We start from the raw sequence: 19,707 nt of genomic DNA, 5'->3' as shown, positions 1-19,707 counted from the left end.
TAATAAATTAGGGGTAACTTTATTGTCTGTCTTTCTTCAAACGCTCCGCCATGGCGCGTGCCAGATTCTCGCATTGCTCGTAGGTAATGTCCTTCATGGCCTGCTTCATTTCCACCGGATCGCCCACGATTTCAAACTTGCTTTTCTCGGCAAATTCGCCCATGCGCTTCACGGCTGCACCTGCCCAGCAGAACGAACCGAAGTAACCCAGATAACGGCCTTTCACCTCACGTACCAATATCTTGGAGAGCAGTGATTCTATCTCCGGATAAATCTGGTTACTATACGTGGGGCTTCCGATTATCAGACCCCTGTATTTGAATATATCGGCTATGATGTAAGACGGATTACTTTTGCTGACATTGTGCATCACAATATTTTTGATGCCCTGAACGGAAAGTTCCGCAGCAATGGCTTCCGCCATTTGTTCGGTATTGCCGTACATGGAACCGTAGACAATGACAACACCCTCTTCGGCCGCATACCGGCTCAAGCGATCGTAGATGCCGATAACCTTGGCGATATTATCCGTCCATACCGGTCCGTGAGTGGAGCAGATGGTGGAGATGGGCAGACCGCCCAGCTTTGCCAATGCCTTCTGCACGGGAGAGCCGTACTTGCCCACGATATTGGAGTAATAACGAACCATTTCATCCCAATACTTATCCAGATTCATGCGTGTATCAAGGAATCCGCCATCGAGCGTACCGAAGCACCCGAAGCCGTCACCGGAGAACAGCACGCCTTCCGTTTCGTCGAAGGTCATCATGGTTTCGGGCCAGTGCACCATCGGAGTCATATAGAAACGGAGCTTGTGGTGGCCCAAGGCAAGAAAGTCTTCATCTTTTACCATATATTGCTCGCCCGTCACGCCATAGAAACCTTCTATCATACCGAAAGTCTGCTTGTTTCCAACAATGATGATGTCGGGATAATGCTGTTTGATTAAGCGGATAGAGCCGGAATGGTCCGGTTCCATATGGTTGATGATAAGATACTGGATGGGACGTTCGCCGATTATGCTCTTTATCTTCCGAAGATATACCTCAAAGTAACAAATATCTACAGTATCAATCAGCGCAACCGTTTCATCGTCTATCAGGTAAGAGTTGTAAGACACTCCGTAAGGCAATGGCCACATACCTTCAAACAAATGCTTATTGCGGTCATTCACTCCCACATAGTGGATTTTTCCTTTTATCACTGTTTTTGGGTTCATTGTTATTATCTTCTAATTTAGATTGATTCCATATTTAATCAGCGGCAAAAATAAGTCTTTTTTCTCACATTTCATACTTCTTTCCTTGATATGCGTCAAGTTCCTTCATTCTTTTTTGCACCCGGTGGTTAAACTCATAATTTTTCAGTCCCCAGTCGGGTGCAATAAGCAGCTCTTTGGGAGATTGGGAGACGAAGCGTTCCAGAACAATATCCGGACGGAGATGCTCTACATACTCCACCACGAGATCAACATATTCATCGACATTGAAAAGATGGAAGTCTTCGGGATTCCGTTCATATTCCATAGCCATACGGGTGCCGCGTATCAATTGCAACTGATGCATTTTCAGCGTAGTGAGCGGTAAACGCGACAGGTCCTTCGCCTGTGCCACGATACTGCGGTGAGTCTCGCCCGGCAGCCCCAGGATTACATGTCCGCCGGTCAGTATTCCGCAAGCAGCCGTACGCTCCACCGCATTGACAGTAACTTGAAAAGTATGCCCGCGGTTAATGCGGCGGAGTGTCTCGTCGCGAGTACTCTCAATACCGTATTCCACCAAAAGGAAAGTATGCTTGTTGAGATTTTCCAGATACCGCAGCAAATCATCGGGCATGCAGTCGGGACGTGTACCGATAACCAGCCCCACCACTCCGTCTACCGCCAACGCCTCTTCATATTTCCGCTTCAAGGACTCCAGTTCTCCGTACGTATTGGTGTAAGCCTGAAAATATGCCAGATACTTCATTTCGGGATATTTATGCGCAAAAAAACGCTTTCCTTCTTCCAGTTGCAGGGCTATCGGCTTCTCGGTACGGCAGTAGTCGGGATTGAAAGTCTGGTTATTGCAGTAGGTACAGCCGCCGTACCCCTTGCTCCCGTCACGATTGGGACAGGTAAACTCGGCATTCAACGAAATTTTCTGTACCTTATACGGAAAATAACGTTTCAGGAAAGAAGGAAATTCATTATAAAGAGGAGTCGCACTCATAAGCCTATGTTATTTAGAAACAAAAGTAAAACTTTTCTTCGATTTTTACTAATAGAAAACGGATTAGATATGTTAATAACTGCCATGGAAGAGGCACATATTCGTCAACAAATACATTTCAGAGTCCGATTACATATTCTACATGCAAATTTATAATACCGGAAGCATAGCGATTGAAATAAATTCATAACTTTGTATATAATATGGAAAGACACAACAAAATATTCCTACCATCAAAAAAACATTTGTATGAATAGCGGTTATCATAAGAATCTTGTGTTCACGGCAGCGTGCATCGGAATGTGTTTTTTCGGTGTTTCAATGATTACATTGGGTTCGGTACTGCCTTCTCTCGTCACAAAACTGGAATTAAGCGGACTGCAAACTACGTCACTGGTAACCTTTCTTCCCATCGGCATGTTGGCCGGTTCGTTGATTTTCGGTCCTATTGCGGACCGTTTCGGACACAAAGCATTGTTGGTGCCCAGTTGCATCATCGTATTATCGGGATTGGAAGGACTGATATTTTTCGAAAGCATCCCGCTCCTTCAAATCTCCATTGTAGGCATAGGTCTGGGCGGCGGCATCCTTAACGGTGAAACCAACGCCTTGGTTTCCGACATCTCCGGAGAATCCGAAAAAGGCTCCCGGATCAGCTTCCTGGGAGTGTTCTACGGGTTGGGAGCGCTTGGCATACCAAGCCTGTTGGGAATCCTGTCCGAGCATTACTCTTTTGAAACCATCCTGCAAGGTATAGGCATCATTATGCTGGCAGGCATATTGTTCTGCATCCCCATACGTTTTCCCGCACCCAAACAAGCGCAGGGATTTCCTGTAAAGGAAGGATTAGGCCTGCTGAAAGAAAGCAGCCTGCTGCTGCTCAGCTTCATTCTTTTCTTTCAAAGCGGCATTGAAGGAGTATGCAATAACTGGTCCACCAGTTATTTCGGTCAGGTAACCGACATACCTGCCAATCAGGGATTGATAGCACTCACCTGTATGGTTGCCGGACTCACCGTAGCACGTATGCTGCAAATCGTACTTTTCAAAAAGATACAACCGGCAAAGGTGCTCCCCTACAGTCTTGTCCTTACCGCAACAGGCTTTGCCCTGCTGACAGCGGCTCCCGGTTTCATACGGGCTGCTGCGGGAATGGCTGTAATAGGAATGGGATTATCGTCTACTTATCCGGTTATCCTGAGTATTCTCGGAACCCGCTACCCTTCATTGTCGGGAACGGCATTCGGCATAGCTCTCGCCATCGCCCTTATAGGACAAACTGCCATGAACGGACTGATGGGAATGGTTTTCACATATGACAACGGCATCGTGCTTTACCCTTATATAATGATAGGTTCACTGGCTATCATGCTTGTTTTGTTTAAGCGCTCACTCAAATAAATTATTTACCCTCTGTATTCTGCCGGGAATTATTAAAGAAAACTCACGACATGGTGGAAAAAACAGGAAAAATTTCCTGACACAAAACGGAATTTATCATTAATTAATTAGATTAGATTTTCGCTTTATCGTATATTTGCCCTGAATAACCGAATTAAGAGATATGAAAAAAATAAGTTTTGCACTTTTTTTCTGCCTTTGTGCACTGGCAGGCTTTGCCCAGAACAGCAAGCCACTCGATTTGAAAGAAATCGTATCCGGAGAATTTATCCCTCAAAACATTTCGGGTGTCATCCCTATTCCGGGAGACGGCGAACATTATTCGCAAATGAATGCGGATAAGACACAAATCATCAAATACTCTTTCAAGACAGGTAAACCGGTAGAAGTGCTGTTCGATGCAGCTACTGCCCGCGAGTGTACGTTCAAGAAGTTCGACAGCTACAGTTTTGCTCCGGACGGCAGCAAATTGCTTATTGCAACAGAAACAGTGCCTGTATACCGCCACTCTTATACAGCAGTACATTATATATATAGCCTGAAGCGGAATTTGGACGGCAAGATAAACAATGTAGTGGAGAAACTGTCGGACGGCGGACCGCAACAAGTACCCATCTTCTCGCCCGATGGAAACCAAGTGGCTTTTGTGCGCGACAACAACATCTTCCTCGTTAAATTACTTTACGGCAACAGCGAAAGCCAGGTGACCGAAGACGGCAGCCGCAATGAAGTGCTGAACGGCATTCCAGACTGGGTATACGAAGAAGAGTTCGCATTTAACCGTGCCTTGGAATTCAGTCCCGACAGCAAGATGCTGGCTTTCATCCGTTTCGACGAACGGGAAGTTCCCTCTTATACTTTCCCTGTATTTGCCGGAGAAGTGCCTCATATTGCCCCTTACGAGAAATACCCGGGAGAATATACTTATAAATATCCCAAGACAGGTGAAAAGAATTCAAAAGTATCCGTACATACTTTTGATATCAAATCCAAAGTAACCCGTAAAATCAATCTTCCTTTGGAAGAAGGCGGCTACATTCCCCGTATCCGTTTCACACAAGACCCGAACAAGCTTGCCATCATGACGCTGAACCGCCACCAGAACCGGTTCGACCTGTATTTTGCCGACCCTCGCAGTACCGTATGCAAGCTGGCCGTACGTGATGAGAGCGACACTTATATCCGCGAGAATGTATTTGACAACATCATTTTCTATCCGGAAACTTTCAGTTTTGTCAGTGAAAGAAACGGATACAACCACTTGTACTGGTACAATATAAACGGAAATCTTATCAAACAGGTCACTTCCGGCTCATACGAAGTACAGGATTTTCTGGGTTATGACCCTGAAAACGGAAATTTTTATTACAGCAGCAACGAAGAAAGTCCGCTGCGCAGCGCTATCTACAAGATAGACCGCAAAGGCAAAAAAACAAAATTATCATCGCATACAGGGACAAATAGCGCCCTGTTCAGTACAGACATGAAGTATTTCATGAACCGCTATTCAAGCCTGGACATTCCGACTGTCATCACCCTGAACGACAATAACGGCAAAACGCTGACCACACTTGTAGATAATGCCGCACTGAAGCAGAAATTAAACGGATATGATATGCCGAAGAAGGAGTTCTTCTCTTTCCAGCCCTCCGAGGGCACTGAACTGAATGGCTGGATGATAAAGCCGGCAAACTTCTCCGCAAGCAAAAAATATCCGGTTCTGATGTATCAGTACAGCGGTCCAGGCTCGCAGCAGGTGCTTGACAAGTTCGGTGTGAGCTGGGAAACTTACATGGCTTCCCAAGGCTATGTCGTAGTGTGCGTAGACGGACGGGGAACGGGCGGACGCGGTGCGGAATTTGCCAAAAGCACCTATCTGAATCTCGGTGTCAAAGAAGCCAAAGACCAAGTGGAAACCGCCCTGTACTTAGGACGCCAACCTTACGTAGATAAAAATCGTATCGGAATCTGGGGCTGGAGTTATGGCGGCTACATGACCATTATGAGCATGAGCGAAGGAACTCCCGTATTCAAAGCCGGAGCAGCCGTTGCTCCGGTTACCGACTGGAACTATTACGATACCGTATACGGCGAACGTTTCATGCGTACCCCGAAAGAAAATGCCGAAGGTTACAAAGCCTCGTCTGCCTTTACCCGTGCCAACAATTTGCATGGCAATCTGTTGTTGGTACATGGCATGGCGGATGATAACGTTCATTTCCAGAATTGCGCGGAATATGCCGAACACCTCGTGCAACTCGGCAAACAGTTCGACATGCAGGTCTATACCAACCGCAACCATAGCATCTTCGGAGGCAACACCCGTCTGCATCTGTATACCAAATTAACGAACTTCTTTAATCGGGAATTGAAAAAGTAAATGAGCGAAAGAGTACGTAAGCCGGAATGGCTCAAAATAAGTATCGGTGCCAACGAACGTTATACCGAGACAAAACGCATTGTAGAATCCCACTGCCTGCACACGATATGCAGCAGCGGACGTTGTCCCAATATGGGAGAATGTTGGGGAAAAGGTACGGCCACTTTTATGATAGGGGGAGATATCTGTACCCGTTGCTGCAAGTTCTGCAATACACAAACAGGCAAGCCCATGCCGCTTGACCCGCAAGAACCGGTGCACGTAGCCGAATCCATCGCCTTAATGAAGCTCTCCCACGCCGTTGTCACTTCCGTAGACAGAGACGACCTGCCGGATTTGGGAGCCGCCCATTGGGTGCAAACAATCCGCGAAATCAAACGCCTCAACCCGGATACGACCGTTGAAGTACTGATTCCTGACTTTCAGGGAAGAAAGGAACTCGTAGACATGGTTATCGAAGCCCGGCCGGAGATAATCTCCCATAATATGGAAACCGTAAAACGTATCAGTCCGCTGGTACGGAGTGCTGCTCATTATGAAACAAGTCTTGAAGTATTGCGGCAGATATCCGAAAGCGGCACTGTTGCCAAATCCGGCATTATGGTAGGATTGGGGGAAACTCCGGATGAAGTGGCAGCGCTCATGGACGACCTGCGCGACGCAGGTTGCCGGATACTCACTATCGGACAATATCTGCAACCTACGCATAAGCATTATCCCGTAGCAGAATATGTTACCCCTGCCCAATTTACCGCCTACAAGGAACTCGGATTAAAAAAAGGATTCACCCAGGTAGAAAGCGCACCATTGGTCCGTTCGTCCTACCATGCAGAAAAATCAACCCAATATCTACAAAAAAAATGAAATAAAGAACATTTTATACCGGCTGTTTGTTGAATAGGAAACGGCAAAATAGCGTAGTAATGGGCAAGCAACGAATTCTATCATCTAAGTTTAATATGTCGCTCGGATATATTCCCGTTATTATATCCATTATATTATGTGAATTCATAATACAAGACATTGCTATCTACATCGGTGCAGGCGTAGGTGTGTTGTCCAGTATCTATATGTGGCAGCGCAAGGGGCCGCATATCCCCCAATTCATATTATACAGCACGACAGGAATGTTACTGTTATTGACAATAACTTCCTTTTTTTCCGCTGATTATTGTCCGGAAGCAATGTTTCCGTTTACGCTGGAAATCAGTGCGATTATACCTCCGCTCATCATCTTTCTGAATAGAAGACGCTTTTTGAACTATCACACAGCCCAGACCCATAAATGCTGCAAGCAGTTTTTTGCACAAGGAGCCGAAGCCGCCATAGTATCGGCCCGTGTATTACTGCTCATCGGTTTCCTGCATTTTCTTATCATATCGCTTGCCATATTGTTCGGGCATCCGCTGAACGATACGCTACGCTACATTTTATTCCGTATCATGCCGCCCTGCGTATTCATACTGGGTATCTTGTTCAATCAGTTCGGCATATACTATTTCAACAAGATAATGAGTCATACCGTATTTGTACCTATCGTGACAAAAAAAGGAGATGTTATTGGAAAAGCAATGGCCTCAGAAGCCATCAACCGGAAAAACGAATATATCAATCCCGTTATCCGCATCACCGTAACTTCACACGGTATGCTGTTTTTACTGCCCCGTCCTCAATGCAGCATACTCGAAAAAGGCAAAACGGATATATTAATGGAGAACTACTTATTGTATGGAGAAACTCTGGAACAAGGTGCTGAAAGAATCTTACAAGAAATCCTTCCCTCAGCTCCGCCCCAAAATCTCCACTTCTGTTTCATGTACCACTTTGAGAATGAAATTACCAACCGCCTGGTCTACAACTTTATCCTTGACCTGAACAATGATTCCATCCTATGCAACAAAAAGTTCAAAGACGGAAAACTTTGGACATTCCAGCAAATAGAGCATAACCTTCACAGAAACTTTTTCAGCAGTTGTTTCGAACGTGAATACGAACACACAAAAGAAATTATTTATACAAGAGAAAAATACAAGGAATTTTAGACAAATCGGGAACCTTCCCTTTCCATTCTTTCACCGTTTTCGTTTTAATATACTCTCCCTCACATGTAATATCGGCAGCAATGCAAAGTTTGGTCTGAGGACGGCAGTTATGCAGAATATCCTCTATCATCTTATTGTTACGATAGGGAGTCTCTATAAAAAGCTGGGTCTGATGCTCATTATACATGCGTTGTTCCAACGCTTTCAGTTTCTTGGCACGCTCACCGGGTTCAATAGGCAAATATCCGTGAAAGGCAAAACTCTGTCCGTTAAAACCGGAACCCATAACCGATAATATGATTGAAGAAGGCCCGACCAAAGGAACCACCCTCAAGTTCTTACGCTGCGCTATAGCCACCACATCCGCCCCCGGATCGGCAACAGCCGGACATCCTGCCTCGGAAATCACTCCCATTGGATTTCCTGCCTCAAGCGGTTTCAAATATCCGGATATATCTTCCGGTGAAGTATGCTTATTGAGCGTATAGAACGTAAGCGAATCAATATCTATTTCCCTGTCGACTTTCTTCAGGAAACGACGTGCCGAACGCACATCCTCCACTATAAAATGACGGATACCTAAAATCACTTCTTTATTATAAGAGGGTAATACGGTTTCAACAGGAGTATCGCCTAAAGTAACAGGCAACAGATAAAGAGCAGTTTCCATGTAAATCAACTAAAGAAATAAAAATAGAGTGGTAAGATTTATAAAGGGATATAAAAAAGCGGTAAAGCGGTAAAGCGGTAAAGCGGTAAAGCGGTAAGGCGATAAGGCTATGAGCCTGAATACCCTATCACTTTACCGCTTCATCATCCTTTTTTATCCGTAGATTATATTTCCGTTTTCGTCTTTGTACTCATCCAGACCTTTTTCATAAGTAGCCATAGCGCGCAAACTCATACCTACGCTGGAGAAACCGCCATCGTGGAACAAATTCTGCATAGTAACCTTACGGGTTAAGTCGGAGAACATAACGATACAGTAATCCGCACATTCGTCAGCCGAAGCATTACCCAGCGGAGACATACGGTTGGCAAAGTCGAACAGTTTGTCCATACCCTTTACACCCGAACCGGCAGTGGTCATTGTCGGAGACTGGGAAATTGTGTTGACACGTACATTGTGCTCACGTCCGTAGATATAACCAAAGCTACGGGCAATAGACTCCAACAGTGCTTTTGCATCCGCCATATCATTGTAACCGTAGAACGTACGTTGCGCTGCCACATAACTCAAAGCTACGATAGAACCGTATTCGGCAATAGCGTTCATCTTCTTGGCAGCCTGTATCATCTTATGGAAAGATATTGCCGAAATGTCCAGCGTCTTATCCAACATATCGTAATCCAAGTCATCGTATGTACGTTTCTTGCGTACATTAGGAGACATACCGATAGAATGAAGGACAAAATCCACCTGACCGCCCAGCACTTCCATAGAGCGTTTGAATACATTCTCCAAATCTTCCACACTGGTGGCATCCGCTGCTATGACTTCGCAATTCAGTTTTTCGGCCAATGCTGAAACTTCACCCATACGTACAGCGACAGGTGTATTGGACAAGGTGATCGTTGCACCTTCTTCTACTGCTTTTTCTGCTACTTTCCAGGCAATGGACTGCTCATTCAGAGCACCAAAAATAATGCCTCTTTTTCCTTTCAACAAATTGTAACTCATACCTTTTTTACTAAGTTTTGAGTTGCAAAGATAGTGCAAAAACCCCGAATGCACGCAAAGAAAAGGGTAAAACCGCAAAAAATACACCAAAACCAACAATTTGTACACATCTTTTCTACCAAAGCCCGATACATTTGCAAACGGTAATTAAGAGGTTTTTTCATAATAATTTATTTAAGGTTAGAATTAGGTTAACATGAATCATTTATTATTTCTTTCGTAAGCCACTCGTGAGAGCAGCTTACGGGGAAGTAATAAGATGGAAAGTAAAGATTAGGAAATGCCGCTTAATCCGCAAATCAGAATTCATAAATTCATTAACATAGTATCACGAATGAACACATTACTAAAAAAGCTATTTACGCTTACCACATTTTCTCTTGCATTACTGCCTGCACAGAATGCTGTTCATGCCCAATGCAAAAATTCTATAGATGAGAACATCTATAAAGAATTGCCTTTCAACATGCCAAAGGTTGAGCAGCCGTCGTTTCCTGATTATACAGTCAGTATCCTGCAATTCGGAGCCAAAAGCGACGGAACTACCTTAAACACAAAAGCGATTAATGATGCCATTAAAGCCGTCAATGCAAAAGGCGGCGGTAAAGTAGTCATTCCAGAAGGATTGTGGCTGACAGGTCCTATTGAGTTATTGAGCAACGTCAATCTGCATACGGAGAAAAATGCCCTCGTTGTCTTTACAGATGATTTCAATGCCTATCCCATTCTTGAGACATCGTTTGAAGGGTTGAATACCCGCCGTTGCCAGTCGCCTATTTCTGCGCGCAACGCAGAAAACATAGCCATTACAGGCTATGGTGTATTCGACGGTTCGGGCGATAGCTGGCGTCCGGTGAAAAAAAGCAAACTGACTGCCGGCCAATGGGATGCACTTGTCAAGTCGGGCGGTGTAGTAGACAAATCCATATGGTATCCCACAGCCGGATCGCTAAAGGGAGCATTGGCCTGCAAGAACTTCAATAATCCCGAAGGTATCGAAACAGACGAGGAATGGAATGAAATCCGTCCGTGGTTGCGCCCCGTATTGCTCAATATCGTCAAGAGTAAAAGAGTCCTGTTAGAGGGTGTTACATTCAAGAACTCACCAAGCTGGTGTCTGCATCCGCTATCATGCGAGCACATCACCATTAACCAAGTAAAAGTATTCAATCCCTGGTATTCTCAGAACGGCGATGCCCTGGATTTGGAATCCTGCAAGAATGCATTGATAATCAATAACATCTTCGATGCCGGTGACGATGCCATCTGCATCAAATCCGGTAAAGACGAGGACGGACGCAAACGCGGTGAACCTTGCCAGAACGTTATCGTAAAGAATAACACTGTGTTACACGGTCATGGCGGTTTCGTTGTGGGCAGTGAAATGTCCGGCGGCGTGAAAAATATTTATGTAACAGATTGCACTTTCCTCGGCACAGACGTAGGTTTGCGCTTTAAAAGCACCAGAGGACGCGGCGGTGTTGTAGAGGGAATCTATATTCACAACATCCACATGATTGATATACCCCACGAAGCACTGCTCTTCGACCTATTCTATGGCGGCAAGGCTGCCGGTGAAGAAACGGAAGAAGACCTGAAAGGCCGCATGAAGACAGCAGTTCCCCAAGTGACCGTTGAAACACCGTCTTTCCGGGATATTCATATCTCCAATATCATCTGCAAGGGTTCCGGACGCGCCATGTTCTTCAACGGACTGCCCGAAATGCCCATCAAGAATGTAACCGTAAAGGATGTAATCATCAACGATGCCAAAGAAGGCGTTGTCATCAGCCAGGCGGAAGGTGTCACATTGGAAAACATACATATAGAGACTAAGGGACACACATTGGATGTGAAAAACGCCAAAAATCTGAAAGTGGACGGAAAGGTATATTCCGCTATTGACGCAGAAGGAAAAGTGCTGGATTTTAAGTAAAGTTCAATAAGCAATAAGCGCAAAGCAGACAGTCTTTTTGCCAAAAGGGAAAGAGCTGTCTGCTCTATTTAGTTTAATTTTGCCGCAGTTTATTAAACACATTCCTTATGAAAACGACCTTTTTAACCGGTTTCCTGTTAATGTGCGCATGCACGCTTGCCGCACAATCACAACCAAATACCAAAACCATTTCGGTAGAAGTAACCAACTCATGGAGCAAGGACAAGAGCGATGCTCCGGTAGTACTGAAAATCAAAGACCTGCAACCCGGCTTCCGCGTACGTTCGGCTGTTGTAATGAACGGCAGTGAGGAAATCCCCTCGCAACTGGACGACTTGAACGGCGATTTAAAAGCCGATGAACTGGCATTTGTCATGGATATTCCTGCCCGAAGCAAAAAAACGCTGGCAGTTACCTTGTCTTCTGCCCAAACAGACAAGACCTATCCGGCACGTGTATTTGCCGAAATGCTGATACGCGATGCAAAAAAGCAGAAGCACGCCCCCACACAGTCGGTTACAGTACCGGGCACTACCAATTTTTATAATATGCTACACGGGCACGGACCGATGTTCGAATCGGAATTGGTGGCCTACCGCGTTTATTTCAATCAAAAACAAACCGTTGACCCGTATGGCAAGTTCAAAAAAGGACTGGAAATCAAGGAAAGCGGTTTCTATCCCAATGACGAACAGCTTGCACGCGGATTCGGAGACGATGTACTGATGGTTGGCAACAGTTGCGGTGTCGGCGCCCTGAAAGGTTGGGACGGAACGAGGGCCACCCACATAGAACCGATAGCTTTCCGCACCGAAAGTATTCTTGCTTACGGCCCTGTACGCACCATAGTCGATGTAGCCGTAAAAGGCTGGAACTATCAGGGAAAAGAATTGAACATGACCAACCGCTATATCCTTTATGCCGGACACCGTGACCTGCTGGTAGAGACTTTCTTTGACGAACCGCTGGAGAACGAAGTGTTCTGTACCGGTGTGCAGAATATCATGGGCAACGAAACACGCTCGGAATCAGATCACAAAGGATTGATAGGCAGTTGGGGAAGGCACTGGCCGGTCAACGACACCGTAAAATACGCCAAAGAGACAGTGGGCATTGCCACCTATATTCCTCAGAAATATATCCGTCAGGAAGTAAAAGATAAAGATAATTTCCTTTATACCCTTTCTGCACCGGGTAGCGACCGTTTCCACCATTACACCATGTTTACTTCATGCAAGGAAACTTTCGGATATCCTACTCCCGAAGCATGGTTTGCCTATATGCGCGAGTGGAAAGAAGAGTTGCAACACCCGGTTCAGATTAAAATCAAGAATTAAACACTCAAAGAATCAAATCGTAACATGAAAAGCAGAAACGCACTTTTAGGACTCAGCCTGCTGCTGGCAATGCCGCTGGCGGCACAAGAAAAGAATTATGTTTCCGAGGTATGGGTAGCCGACCAAGGCAACGGTAAATATAAGAACCCGATACTCTACGCAGACTATTCCGATCCGGATGCCTGCCGCGTAGGAGATGATTTCTATATGACCTCTTCCAGTTTCAACTGCCTGCCGGGTCTGCAGATTTTACACTCCAAAGACCTCGTTAACTGGAGTATCATCGGCGCTGCCGTTCCCTACGCCCTCCCCCCTATCGAAACACCGGAACGTCCGGAGCATGGCAACCGCGTATGGGCGCCTGCCATCCGCCATCATAACGGTGAATTCTACATCTTCTGGGGCGACCCCGACCAAGGCGCGTTCATGGTAAAAGCCAAAGACCCCAAAGGCCCGTGGACAGAACCCGTGCTCGTAAAACCGGGCAAGGGCATCATAGACACCTGCCCTTTCTGGGATGAAGACGGAAAGGTCTACATGGTACACGCCTATGCAGGAAGCCGTGCCGGATTGAAAAGCATCATATCCATCTGCGAGTTGAATGCGGATGCCACCCAAGCCATAACACAATCGCGCATCATCTTCGACGGTCATGAAGCGCATCAGACCTGCGAAGGTCCCAAACTCTATAAAAGAGGAGAATATTACTACATCTTCCATCCGGCAGGCGGCGTGCCCACCGGCTGGCAGGTTGTCCTCCGCTCCAAGAACATATACGGCCCTTACGAATGGAAGAAGGTACTGGCACAGGGTAACAGCCCTATCAACGGCCCTCATCAGGGAGCATGGGTAGACACTCCTACCGGTGAAGACTGGTTCCTGCATTTTCAGGATGTCGGCGCATACGGCCGTCTGGTGCACCTGCAACCTATGAAATGGGTAAACGACTGGCCGGTTATCGGCATCGACAAAGACGGCGACGGCTGCGGCGACCCGGTTCTGGTTCATACGAAGCCGAACGTAGGCAAGACATATCCTATCTGCACTCCGCAAGAAAGCGATGAGTTTGACAGTTATACCCTCTCTCCGCAGTGGCAATGGCATGCCAACATCAATGAGAAATGGGCCTATTATGCAGGCGACCGGGGCATTGTACGTCTTTACTCCTACCCGGTTGTCAAAGAATATAAGAACCTTTGGGATGCAGCCAACCTATTGTTGCAAAAAACTCCTTCCGACAACTTTACCGCCACAATGAAGCTGACCTTCAAACCGACGGAGAAATACAAAGGAGAACGTACCGGACTGGTAGTTATGGGACTTGACTACGCCGGACTTATCCTGGAAAATACGGACAAAGGCCTGGTATTATCTCAAGTATCTTGCCCCAAAGCGGACAAAGGTACTCCCGAAACCGTAAACGGTACAGTCGATTTAAAGGATAATACGATTTACCTGCGTGCCAAGTTCACCTCTGACAGGAAAAAGATTTCCAAGAGCGAAGGCGGACACGACCTGTTGGTAATGTGCCACTTCAGTTACAGCCTCAACGGAAAAAAATTCCAGCCATTGGGCAAACCGTTCCAAGTAAAAGAAGGCAAGTGGATCGGTGCCAAAGTTGGCATGTTCTGTACCCGCCCGGCTATCGTTACCAACGACGGCGGCTGGACAGATGTAGACTGGTTCAGAATTACCAAATAACAGGCTTCATGGAAATACTGCCTCACCATAGATAACATTGATTTCCGGTTTATCAGGTATCTATCTTAAAATCGGTATTAATCCGCGTTATCTATGGTGAGTTTTTATATAACCCCTGCAAATTGTTATATCTTTGTTCCCAAAATAAAAAAGAGAAAACAATGAAGAAACTTGTTATATTCGACTTAGACGGTACATTATTAAATACCATTGCCGATTTGGCGCAAAGCACCAACCATGCATTGAGCGTACTTGGTTACCCCACCCACGAGGAATCAGCCTATAACTTCATGGTGGGCAACGGAATCAACAAACTATTTGAGCGGGCCCTTCCCGAAGGAGAGAAGAGCGAGGAAAATGTGCTCCGTGTCCGTAAGGAATTCATTCCTTACTACGATGCACACAATGCCGACAAGAGCCGTCCCTATCCCGGCATACCCGAACTGCTGGAACAATTACAGTCGCTGGGACTGCAAATAGCGGTTGCATCCAATAAATACCAAGCAGCAACTCAAAAACTGATAGCTCACTATTTCCCGAAAATAAACTTTGTCGCCGTATTCGGCCAACGGGAAGGAGTAAACGTGAAACCCGACCCGACCATTGTAGACGATATTCTATCCATTGCCAAAACAGATAGAAAAGATGTGCTTTATGTAGGAGATTCCGGCGTGGATATGCAGACGGCAATCAATGCCGGAGTAACGTCTTGCGGAGTAACCTGGGGGTTCCGTCCACGGACAGAGTTAGAGGAGTTTCACCCCGATTATATCGCAGACAAAGCGGAAGAAATCTTAAAACGGATAAACTGACAAGCTATGATCAAAAAATGGTTCATGCTAATCCTTACCTTTTGCTGTATCGGCGGTAAGGTGACGGCACAAAATGATATCGTCCTGAAACTATGGTACGACAGCCCTGCCAGACAATGGGTAGAAGCTCTGCCATTGGGCAACGGAAGCTTGGGAGCAATGGTCTTCGGCGACCCCATACACGAACGGTTCCAGCTCAATGAAGAGACTGTTTGGGGCGGTTCACCTCACAACAACACCAATCCCAAGGCAAAAGAAGCGTTGTCCCGCATACGCCAACTGATATTCGAAGGGAAAAATAAAGAAGCGCAAGAGTTATGCGGCCCTGCCATCTGTTCACAATCCGCCAATGGAATGCCGTATCAAACGGTCGGCACACTGCATCTCGATTTTGAAGGAATCAGTAAATACGATGACTATTACCGGGATCTGGATATTGAAAGGGCAATAGCCACCACCCGTTTCACAGCCAATGGCATTACTTACGTACGGGAAACATTCACCTCATTTCCCGACCGGTTATTAGTTATCAGACTAACAGCCTCGAAAAAAGGAAGCATTTCTTTCACTGCGCATTACACCACTCCTTATACCGAAAACACAGAGCGCCGCATCTCTTCCCGCAACGAATTGCAACTCAACGGAAAGGCCAACGACCACGAAGGCATTGAAGGAAAGGTTCGATTCACCGCACTTACCCGGATTGAGAATAACGGCGGTACGCTAAAAGCAACCTCCGACAGTACTTTGCAAGTCAAGAATGCCAATAGCGTTGTTCTGTACGTATCCATCGGCACAAACTTCATAAACTACAAAGACGTATCGGGAGATGCACTTAAAACCGCACGGCAATACATGAAGCAGGCCGGCAAGAACTACACAAAAAGAAAAGAAGCCCACATTGCCGCCTATCAAAAATACTTTAACCGCGTTTCCCTCGACTTGGGCAGCAATTCCCAAGTCAAGAAACCGACAGACCAACGTGTAAAAGAATTCAGTTCTACTGCCGATCCGCAAATGGCTGCCCTATACTTCCAATTCGGACGTTATCTTTTAATATGCTCTTCACAGCCGGGCGGACAAGCCGCCAACCTGCAAGGCATCTGGAACTATCAGTTGCGCGCTCCCTGGGACGGGAAGTACACCACCGACATTAACGTAGAAATGAATTATTGGCCGGCAGAAACCACTGCCTTACCCGAAATGCACGAGCCGTTTCTGCAATTGGTAAAAGAAGTAGCCATACAAGGTCGCGAGAGTGCCGCCATGTACGGCTGCCGTGGCTGGACGTTGCATCACAACACCGATATATGGCGCAGTACAGGCGCCGTAGACGGTCCTAAATATGGCGTTTGGCCCACTTGTAACGCCTGGTTCTGCCAGCACTTATGGGATCGGTATCTGTTCTCCGGCGATAAGAACTACTTGGCAGAGGTTTATCCGATTATGCGCGGCGCCTGCGAATTTTATCTGGACTTCTTAGTACGCGAACCCCAAAACAACTGGCTGGTAGTAGCTCCTTCCTATTCACCGGAAAACAGTCCGTCTGTTAACGGTAAACGCGATTTTGTAATTGTTGCCGGTGCTACGATGGATAATCAAATGGTTTACGACCTCTTCCACAATACCATTCAAGCCGCCACCTTAATGAATGAGCATAAATCCTTCACAGACAGCCTGCAAACTGTGGCCAAGCATTTGGCACCCATGCAGGTAGGACGCTGGGGACAGTTGCAAGAATGGATGGAAGACTGGGACAATCCTCAGGACCACCACCGTCATGTTTCCCACCTATGGGGACTATATCCAGGCCGTCAAATCAGCGCCTATAATTCTCCCGTTCTTTTTGAAGCGGCCAAGAAATCGCTGATTGCCCGTGGAGACCACTCCACCGGTTGGTCTATGGGATGGAAAGTCTGTCTATGGGCACGGCTGCTCGACGGTAATCACGCCTACAAACTGATTACCGAACAACTCCACCCCACCACCGATGAACGCGGACAAAACGGGGGAACCTATCCTAATCTGTTCGATGCCCATCCGCCTTTTCAGATAGACGGCAATTTCGGCTGCACGGCCGGCATAGCCGAAATGCTTGTACAAAGCCATGACGGTGCCATTCATCTCCTGCCTGCATTGCCCGATGTGTGGGAACATGGCACTATAAAAGGAATTCGCTGTCGCGGCGGTTTTCTGCTGGAAGAGATGAAATGGGAAAAAGGGAAAGTGCAAACGGTTACCATAACTTCCACCATCGGCGGAACCTTACGCATACGTACCACCTCCCCTTTATATCTGAATGGAGAAAAGCTGACACCGGCGACAGAAGAGTCATGCAATAATCCACTGCTGCTATCCCAACCGATACGGAAGCCGTTGGTTGCAGCCAATGCACCGCTATCAGTACCTCAAAAGCAGCAATCGTATATTTATGACATCAAGACCAAAGCCGGAGAAAGGTATACGTTTCTCCCTACCGATTAGTTTACCATAATGTAAGGTTACATATACATTTAAAATTCCAAGTCTTTATTGATGCTATCTCATAAATAGGCTCAGATTCTTTTCAAAATAGTATGTCTGAATAGATAAGAATTAGTAGACAATACAGAATATTAAATATAAAGATGGTATATGGAGTAATTATAATCAATCATTTCCATATACCATCTTATTCTTTAGGATAGTTACCAAATGCTCCTATTTAAGAAAGAAGAGATTCATTAGGGAAAGAGATGTTCCACTAAACTATTCAGATAAATCTCCAAATTCGTATAATTTGCATTTAAGTTATAATTTTTACTATCCGAGGCATCATTCGGATTCAACCCGTTAGCTATCTCCCATTCATCGGGCATACCATCCAAATCGGCATCAGCCAAAGCTGTTTTAGAATTATATTCAGGCCACCCACCAACATCCTCCGGTCTGTCTATCATGCCATTTGTACTCCCATGACTACCCTCATTGGTATATATCCCTTTACGGGTTTCCCCTACAATACGCTTATCATTTATGTCACGGCTGTATGATGCGCCGGCGAATTGAAGGACAGCTTCAAAAGCATCCCATGTAGACTGCAAAGAAGTACGTTCTGCAAAATCGAACGGCTGCTTTGCCAGCAAATCGCTTTTCGGAGCAAAATTATTCTTCACTATCAATCCAACTGTATTATCCTTATTAACCAACATCATCTCCTGACGTTGTTTCTCGTTCAGTTTTTCACAAGTGGGATCCATATAATTTCCGGAAAAGAAGAATACACCATGCGTTCCTTTTACATTTTGATGTTTCCCATCATCGGAATAAGCAGTAAACAAACGTTTGTAAGATGATTTAGTAGCCGTATGAGGTCCCGGTTTATAATAATTATTTATAAAGTTATAGCTTCCTCCTTCACCGGCATACGCTCCATCACTACCAAAATTATAGATTACATTATTGAACAAATCCACTTTTTCATCTTCAGGCTTGCCAGTATAACGACTTCCGCATAAACGCGGAGTACGGTTCATATGATGCGCCAGCAGGTTATGATGAAAAGACGCCGTTTGACCGCCCCATATACCACCATACCCATGAGCACCTTTTTCGTGAATGGAATTTGCAAGGCTTTCGCTGATAATACACCATTGCAACGTAAAATTACTGTTATCATAAAAAGTTGCACATTCATCGGTACTCCAACTCATGGAGCAATGGTCAATAATGATATTACGATGATGTTTAAAACCATTCATCGCATCATCGCCTTTTTGTTTTATCTCTGCCCCCATACGCGAACGGATAAAACGGATTATTACATTATCTGCCTGTACGCTCAACGTATAATTTTTCAAACAGATACCATCTCCCGGCGCTGTTTGTCCAGCAATGGTAACATCACCGTTATTAATTTTCAGAGGTGACTGCAATTCAATCAAGCCACTAACAGCAAAAACTATAGTACGAGGTCCCTTCTTTCTCAAGGCCCAACGTAAAGTACCCTCTGTTCCGTCATCTTTCAAAGAGTTTACGACCAATACCTCACCACCGGCTCCTCCGGTTGTGTATTTTCCTGCTCCGTCTGCACCCGGAAAAGCCGGAATCTTAGAACGGTCGGGAGTATCATATACCGGCAAACTCTGTCCAAATGCCTCAGAAACAAAAGATACCATAACCCCTGCCATGCAGACAGCCAATAACAAGTTCTTTTTCATAACAAATT

The 19,707-nt window shown here is 45.8% G+C and carries 14 protein-coding genes; 9 read left to right on the top strand and 5 right to left on the bottom strand.

Going from position 1 to position 19,707, the window contains the following annotated elements; all coding sequences use genetic code 11:
• Positions 1–19: 19 nt before the first annotated feature.
• On the bottom strand, positions 20–1,219 hold the full coding sequence (locus H8S52_RS08240) for an FprA family A-type flavoprotein (RefSeq protein ID WP_005657367.1): 1,200 nt from the start codon (positions 1,217–1,219) through the stop codon (positions 20–22).
• Between the two features lie 64 nt (positions 1,220–1,283).
• Positions 1,284–2,210, bottom strand: coding sequence for a TIGR01212 family radical SAM protein (locus H8S52_RS08235; RefSeq protein WP_186909621.1), 927 nt, complete (start codon positions 2,208–2,210; stop codon positions 1,284–1,286).
• Positions 2,211–2,459: 249 nt separating this feature from the next.
• Between H8S52_RS08235 and H8S52_RS08230 the strand changes: the two genes are divergently transcribed.
• The 4 genes from H8S52_RS08230 to H8S52_RS08215 all read left to right on the top strand — a co-directional run bounded on the left by H8S52_RS08230 (position 2,460) and on the right by H8S52_RS08215 (position 8,033).
• Positions 2,460–3,611 (top strand): sugar MFS transporter, encoded by a 1,152-nt coding sequence (locus H8S52_RS08230; protein ID WP_117985839.1) that lies wholly within the window; start codon positions 2,460–2,462, stop codon positions 3,609–3,611.
• Positions 3,612–3,774: 163 nt separating this feature from the next.
• On the top strand, positions 3,775–5,991 hold the full coding sequence (locus H8S52_RS08225; RefSeq protein WP_186909620.1) for a S9 family peptidase: 2,217 nt from the start codon (positions 3,775–3,777) through the stop codon (positions 5,989–5,991).
• Positions 5,992–6,855 carry a lipoyl synthase gene (gene lipA / locus H8S52_RS08220; protein WP_117741693.1) on the top strand — a complete coding sequence of 288 codons (864 nt, stop codon included), beginning with the start codon at positions 5,992–5,994 and terminating at the stop codon, positions 6,853–6,855.
• 59 nt (positions 6,856–6,914) lie between these two features.
• Positions 6,915–8,033, top strand: coding sequence for a hypothetical protein (locus H8S52_RS08215; RefSeq protein ID WP_186909619.1), 1,119 nt, complete (start codon positions 6,915–6,917; stop codon positions 8,031–8,033).
• On the opposite strand, the gene H8S52_RS08210 is transcribed toward H8S52_RS08215, so the two are convergent.
• Positions 7,999–8,703 (bottom strand): SAM-dependent methyltransferase, encoded by a 705-nt coding sequence (locus tag H8S52_RS08210; protein WP_117955196.1) that lies wholly within the window; start codon positions 8,701–8,703, stop codon positions 7,999–8,001. The two genes, H8S52_RS08215 and H8S52_RS08210, sit on opposite strands and share 35 nt — an antisense overlap.
• Positions 8,704–8,856: 153 nt before the next feature.
• Positions 8,857–9,714, bottom strand: a complete 858-nt coding sequence (locus H8S52_RS08205) for an enoyl-ACP reductase (RefSeq protein ID WP_005657379.1) — start codon at positions 9,712–9,714, stop codon at positions 8,857–8,859.
• 334 nt (positions 9,715–10,048) lie between these two features.
• Here H8S52_RS08205 and H8S52_RS08200 point away from each other — a divergent pair, with 334 nt between their 5' ends.
• From H8S52_RS08200 to H8S52_RS08180, 5 genes are all read left to right on the top strand, one after another.
• Positions 10,049–11,650 carry a glycoside hydrolase family 28 protein gene (locus H8S52_RS08200; RefSeq protein ID WP_186909618.1) on the top strand — a complete coding sequence of 534 codons (1,602 nt, stop codon included), beginning with the start codon at positions 10,049–10,051 and terminating at the stop codon, positions 11,648–11,650.
• Positions 11,651–11,757: 107 nt separating this feature from the next.
• Entirely contained in the window at positions 11,758–12,987 is a 1,230-nt protein-coding gene (locus tag H8S52_RS08195) for a DUF4861 domain-containing protein (RefSeq protein ID WP_186909617.1), read from the top strand.
• Positions 12,988–13,011: 24 nt separating this feature from the next.
• Positions 13,012–14,688: a glycoside hydrolase 43 family protein gene (locus tag H8S52_RS08190; protein ID WP_186909616.1), complete on the top strand. Its 1,677-nt coding sequence runs from the start codon at positions 13,012–13,014 to the stop codon at positions 14,686–14,688.
• A 161-nt stretch (positions 14,689–14,849) separates the two neighbouring features.
• Positions 14,850–15,500 carry an HAD family hydrolase gene (locus H8S52_RS08185; RefSeq protein WP_005657388.1) on the top strand — a complete coding sequence of 217 codons (651 nt, stop codon included), beginning with the start codon at positions 14,850–14,852 and terminating at the stop codon, positions 15,498–15,500.
• Between the two features lie 6 nt (positions 15,501–15,506).
• Entirely contained in the window at positions 15,507–17,984 is a 2,478-nt protein-coding gene (locus H8S52_RS08180) for a glycoside hydrolase N-terminal domain-containing protein (RefSeq protein ID WP_186909615.1), read from the top strand.
• A gap of 239 nt (positions 17,985–18,223) precedes the next feature.
• On the opposite strand, the gene H8S52_RS08175 is transcribed toward H8S52_RS08180, so the two are convergent.
• Positions 18,224–19,657, bottom strand: a complete 1,434-nt coding sequence (locus tag H8S52_RS08175; protein WP_370527568.1) for a polysaccharide lyase family 1 protein — start codon at positions 19,655–19,657, stop codon at positions 18,224–18,226.
• Positions 19,658–19,707: the final 50 nt, after the last annotated feature.

This window comes from Bacteroides sp. NSJ-48, assembly GCF_014287405.1.
In the GTDB taxonomy this organism is placed as follows: domain Bacteria; phylum Bacteroidota; class Bacteroidia; order Bacteroidales; family Bacteroidaceae; genus Bacteroides; species Bacteroides stercoris.
This window is presented reverse-complemented; position numbering and strand designations above follow the sequence as displayed.

Excerpts from the sequence above, each read along its gene's own strand:
- H8S52_RS08180 (WP_186909615.1), top strand. The coding sequence starts at position 15,507 with ATGATCAAAAAATGGTTCATGCTAATCCTTACCTTTTGCTGTATCGGC.
- H8S52_RS08210 (WP_117955196.1), bottom strand. The coding sequence starts at position 8,703 with ATGGAAACTGCTCTTTATCTGTTGCCTGTTACTTTAGGCGATACTCCT.
- H8S52_RS08185 (WP_005657388.1), top strand. The coding sequence starts at position 14,850 with ATGAAGAAACTTGTTATATTCGACTTAGACGGTACATTATTAAATACC.
- H8S52_RS08195 (WP_186909617.1), top strand. The coding sequence starts at position 11,758 with ATGAAAACGACCTTTTTAACCGGTTTCCTGTTAATGTGCGCATGCACG.
- H8S52_RS08205 (WP_005657379.1), bottom strand. The coding sequence starts at position 9,714 with ATGAGTTACAATTTGTTGAAAGGAAAAAGAGGCATTATTTTTGGTGCT.
- lipA (WP_117741693.1), top strand. The coding sequence starts at position 5,992 with ATGAGCGAAAGAGTACGTAAGCCGGAATGGCTCAAAATAAGTATCGGT.
- H8S52_RS08200 (WP_186909618.1), top strand. The coding sequence starts at position 10,049 with ATGAACACATTACTAAAAAAGCTATTTACGCTTACCACATTTTCTCTT.
- H8S52_RS08240 (WP_005657367.1), bottom strand. The coding sequence starts at position 1,219 with ATGAACCCAAAAACAGTGATAAAAGGAAAAATCCACTATGTGGGAGTG.
- H8S52_RS08225 (WP_186909620.1), top strand. The coding sequence starts at position 3,775 with ATGAAAAAAATAAGTTTTGCACTTTTTTTCTGCCTTTGTGCACTGGCA.
- H8S52_RS08230 (WP_117985839.1), top strand. The coding sequence starts at position 2,460 with ATGAATAGCGGTTATCATAAGAATCTTGTGTTCACGGCAGCGTGCATC.
- H8S52_RS08175 (WP_370527568.1), bottom strand. The coding sequence starts at position 19,657 with ATGGTATCTTTTGTTTCTGAGGCATTTGGACAGAGTTTGCCGGTATAT.
- H8S52_RS08235 (WP_186909621.1), bottom strand. The coding sequence starts at position 2,210 with ATGAGTGCGACTCCTCTTTATAATGAATTTCCTTCTTTCCTGAAACGT.
- H8S52_RS08215 (WP_186909619.1), top strand. The coding sequence starts at position 6,915 with ATGGGCAAGCAACGAATTCTATCATCTAAGTTTAATATGTCGCTCGGA.
- H8S52_RS08190 (WP_186909616.1), top strand. The coding sequence starts at position 13,012 with ATGAAAAGCAGAAACGCACTTTTAGGACTCAGCCTGCTGCTGGCAATG.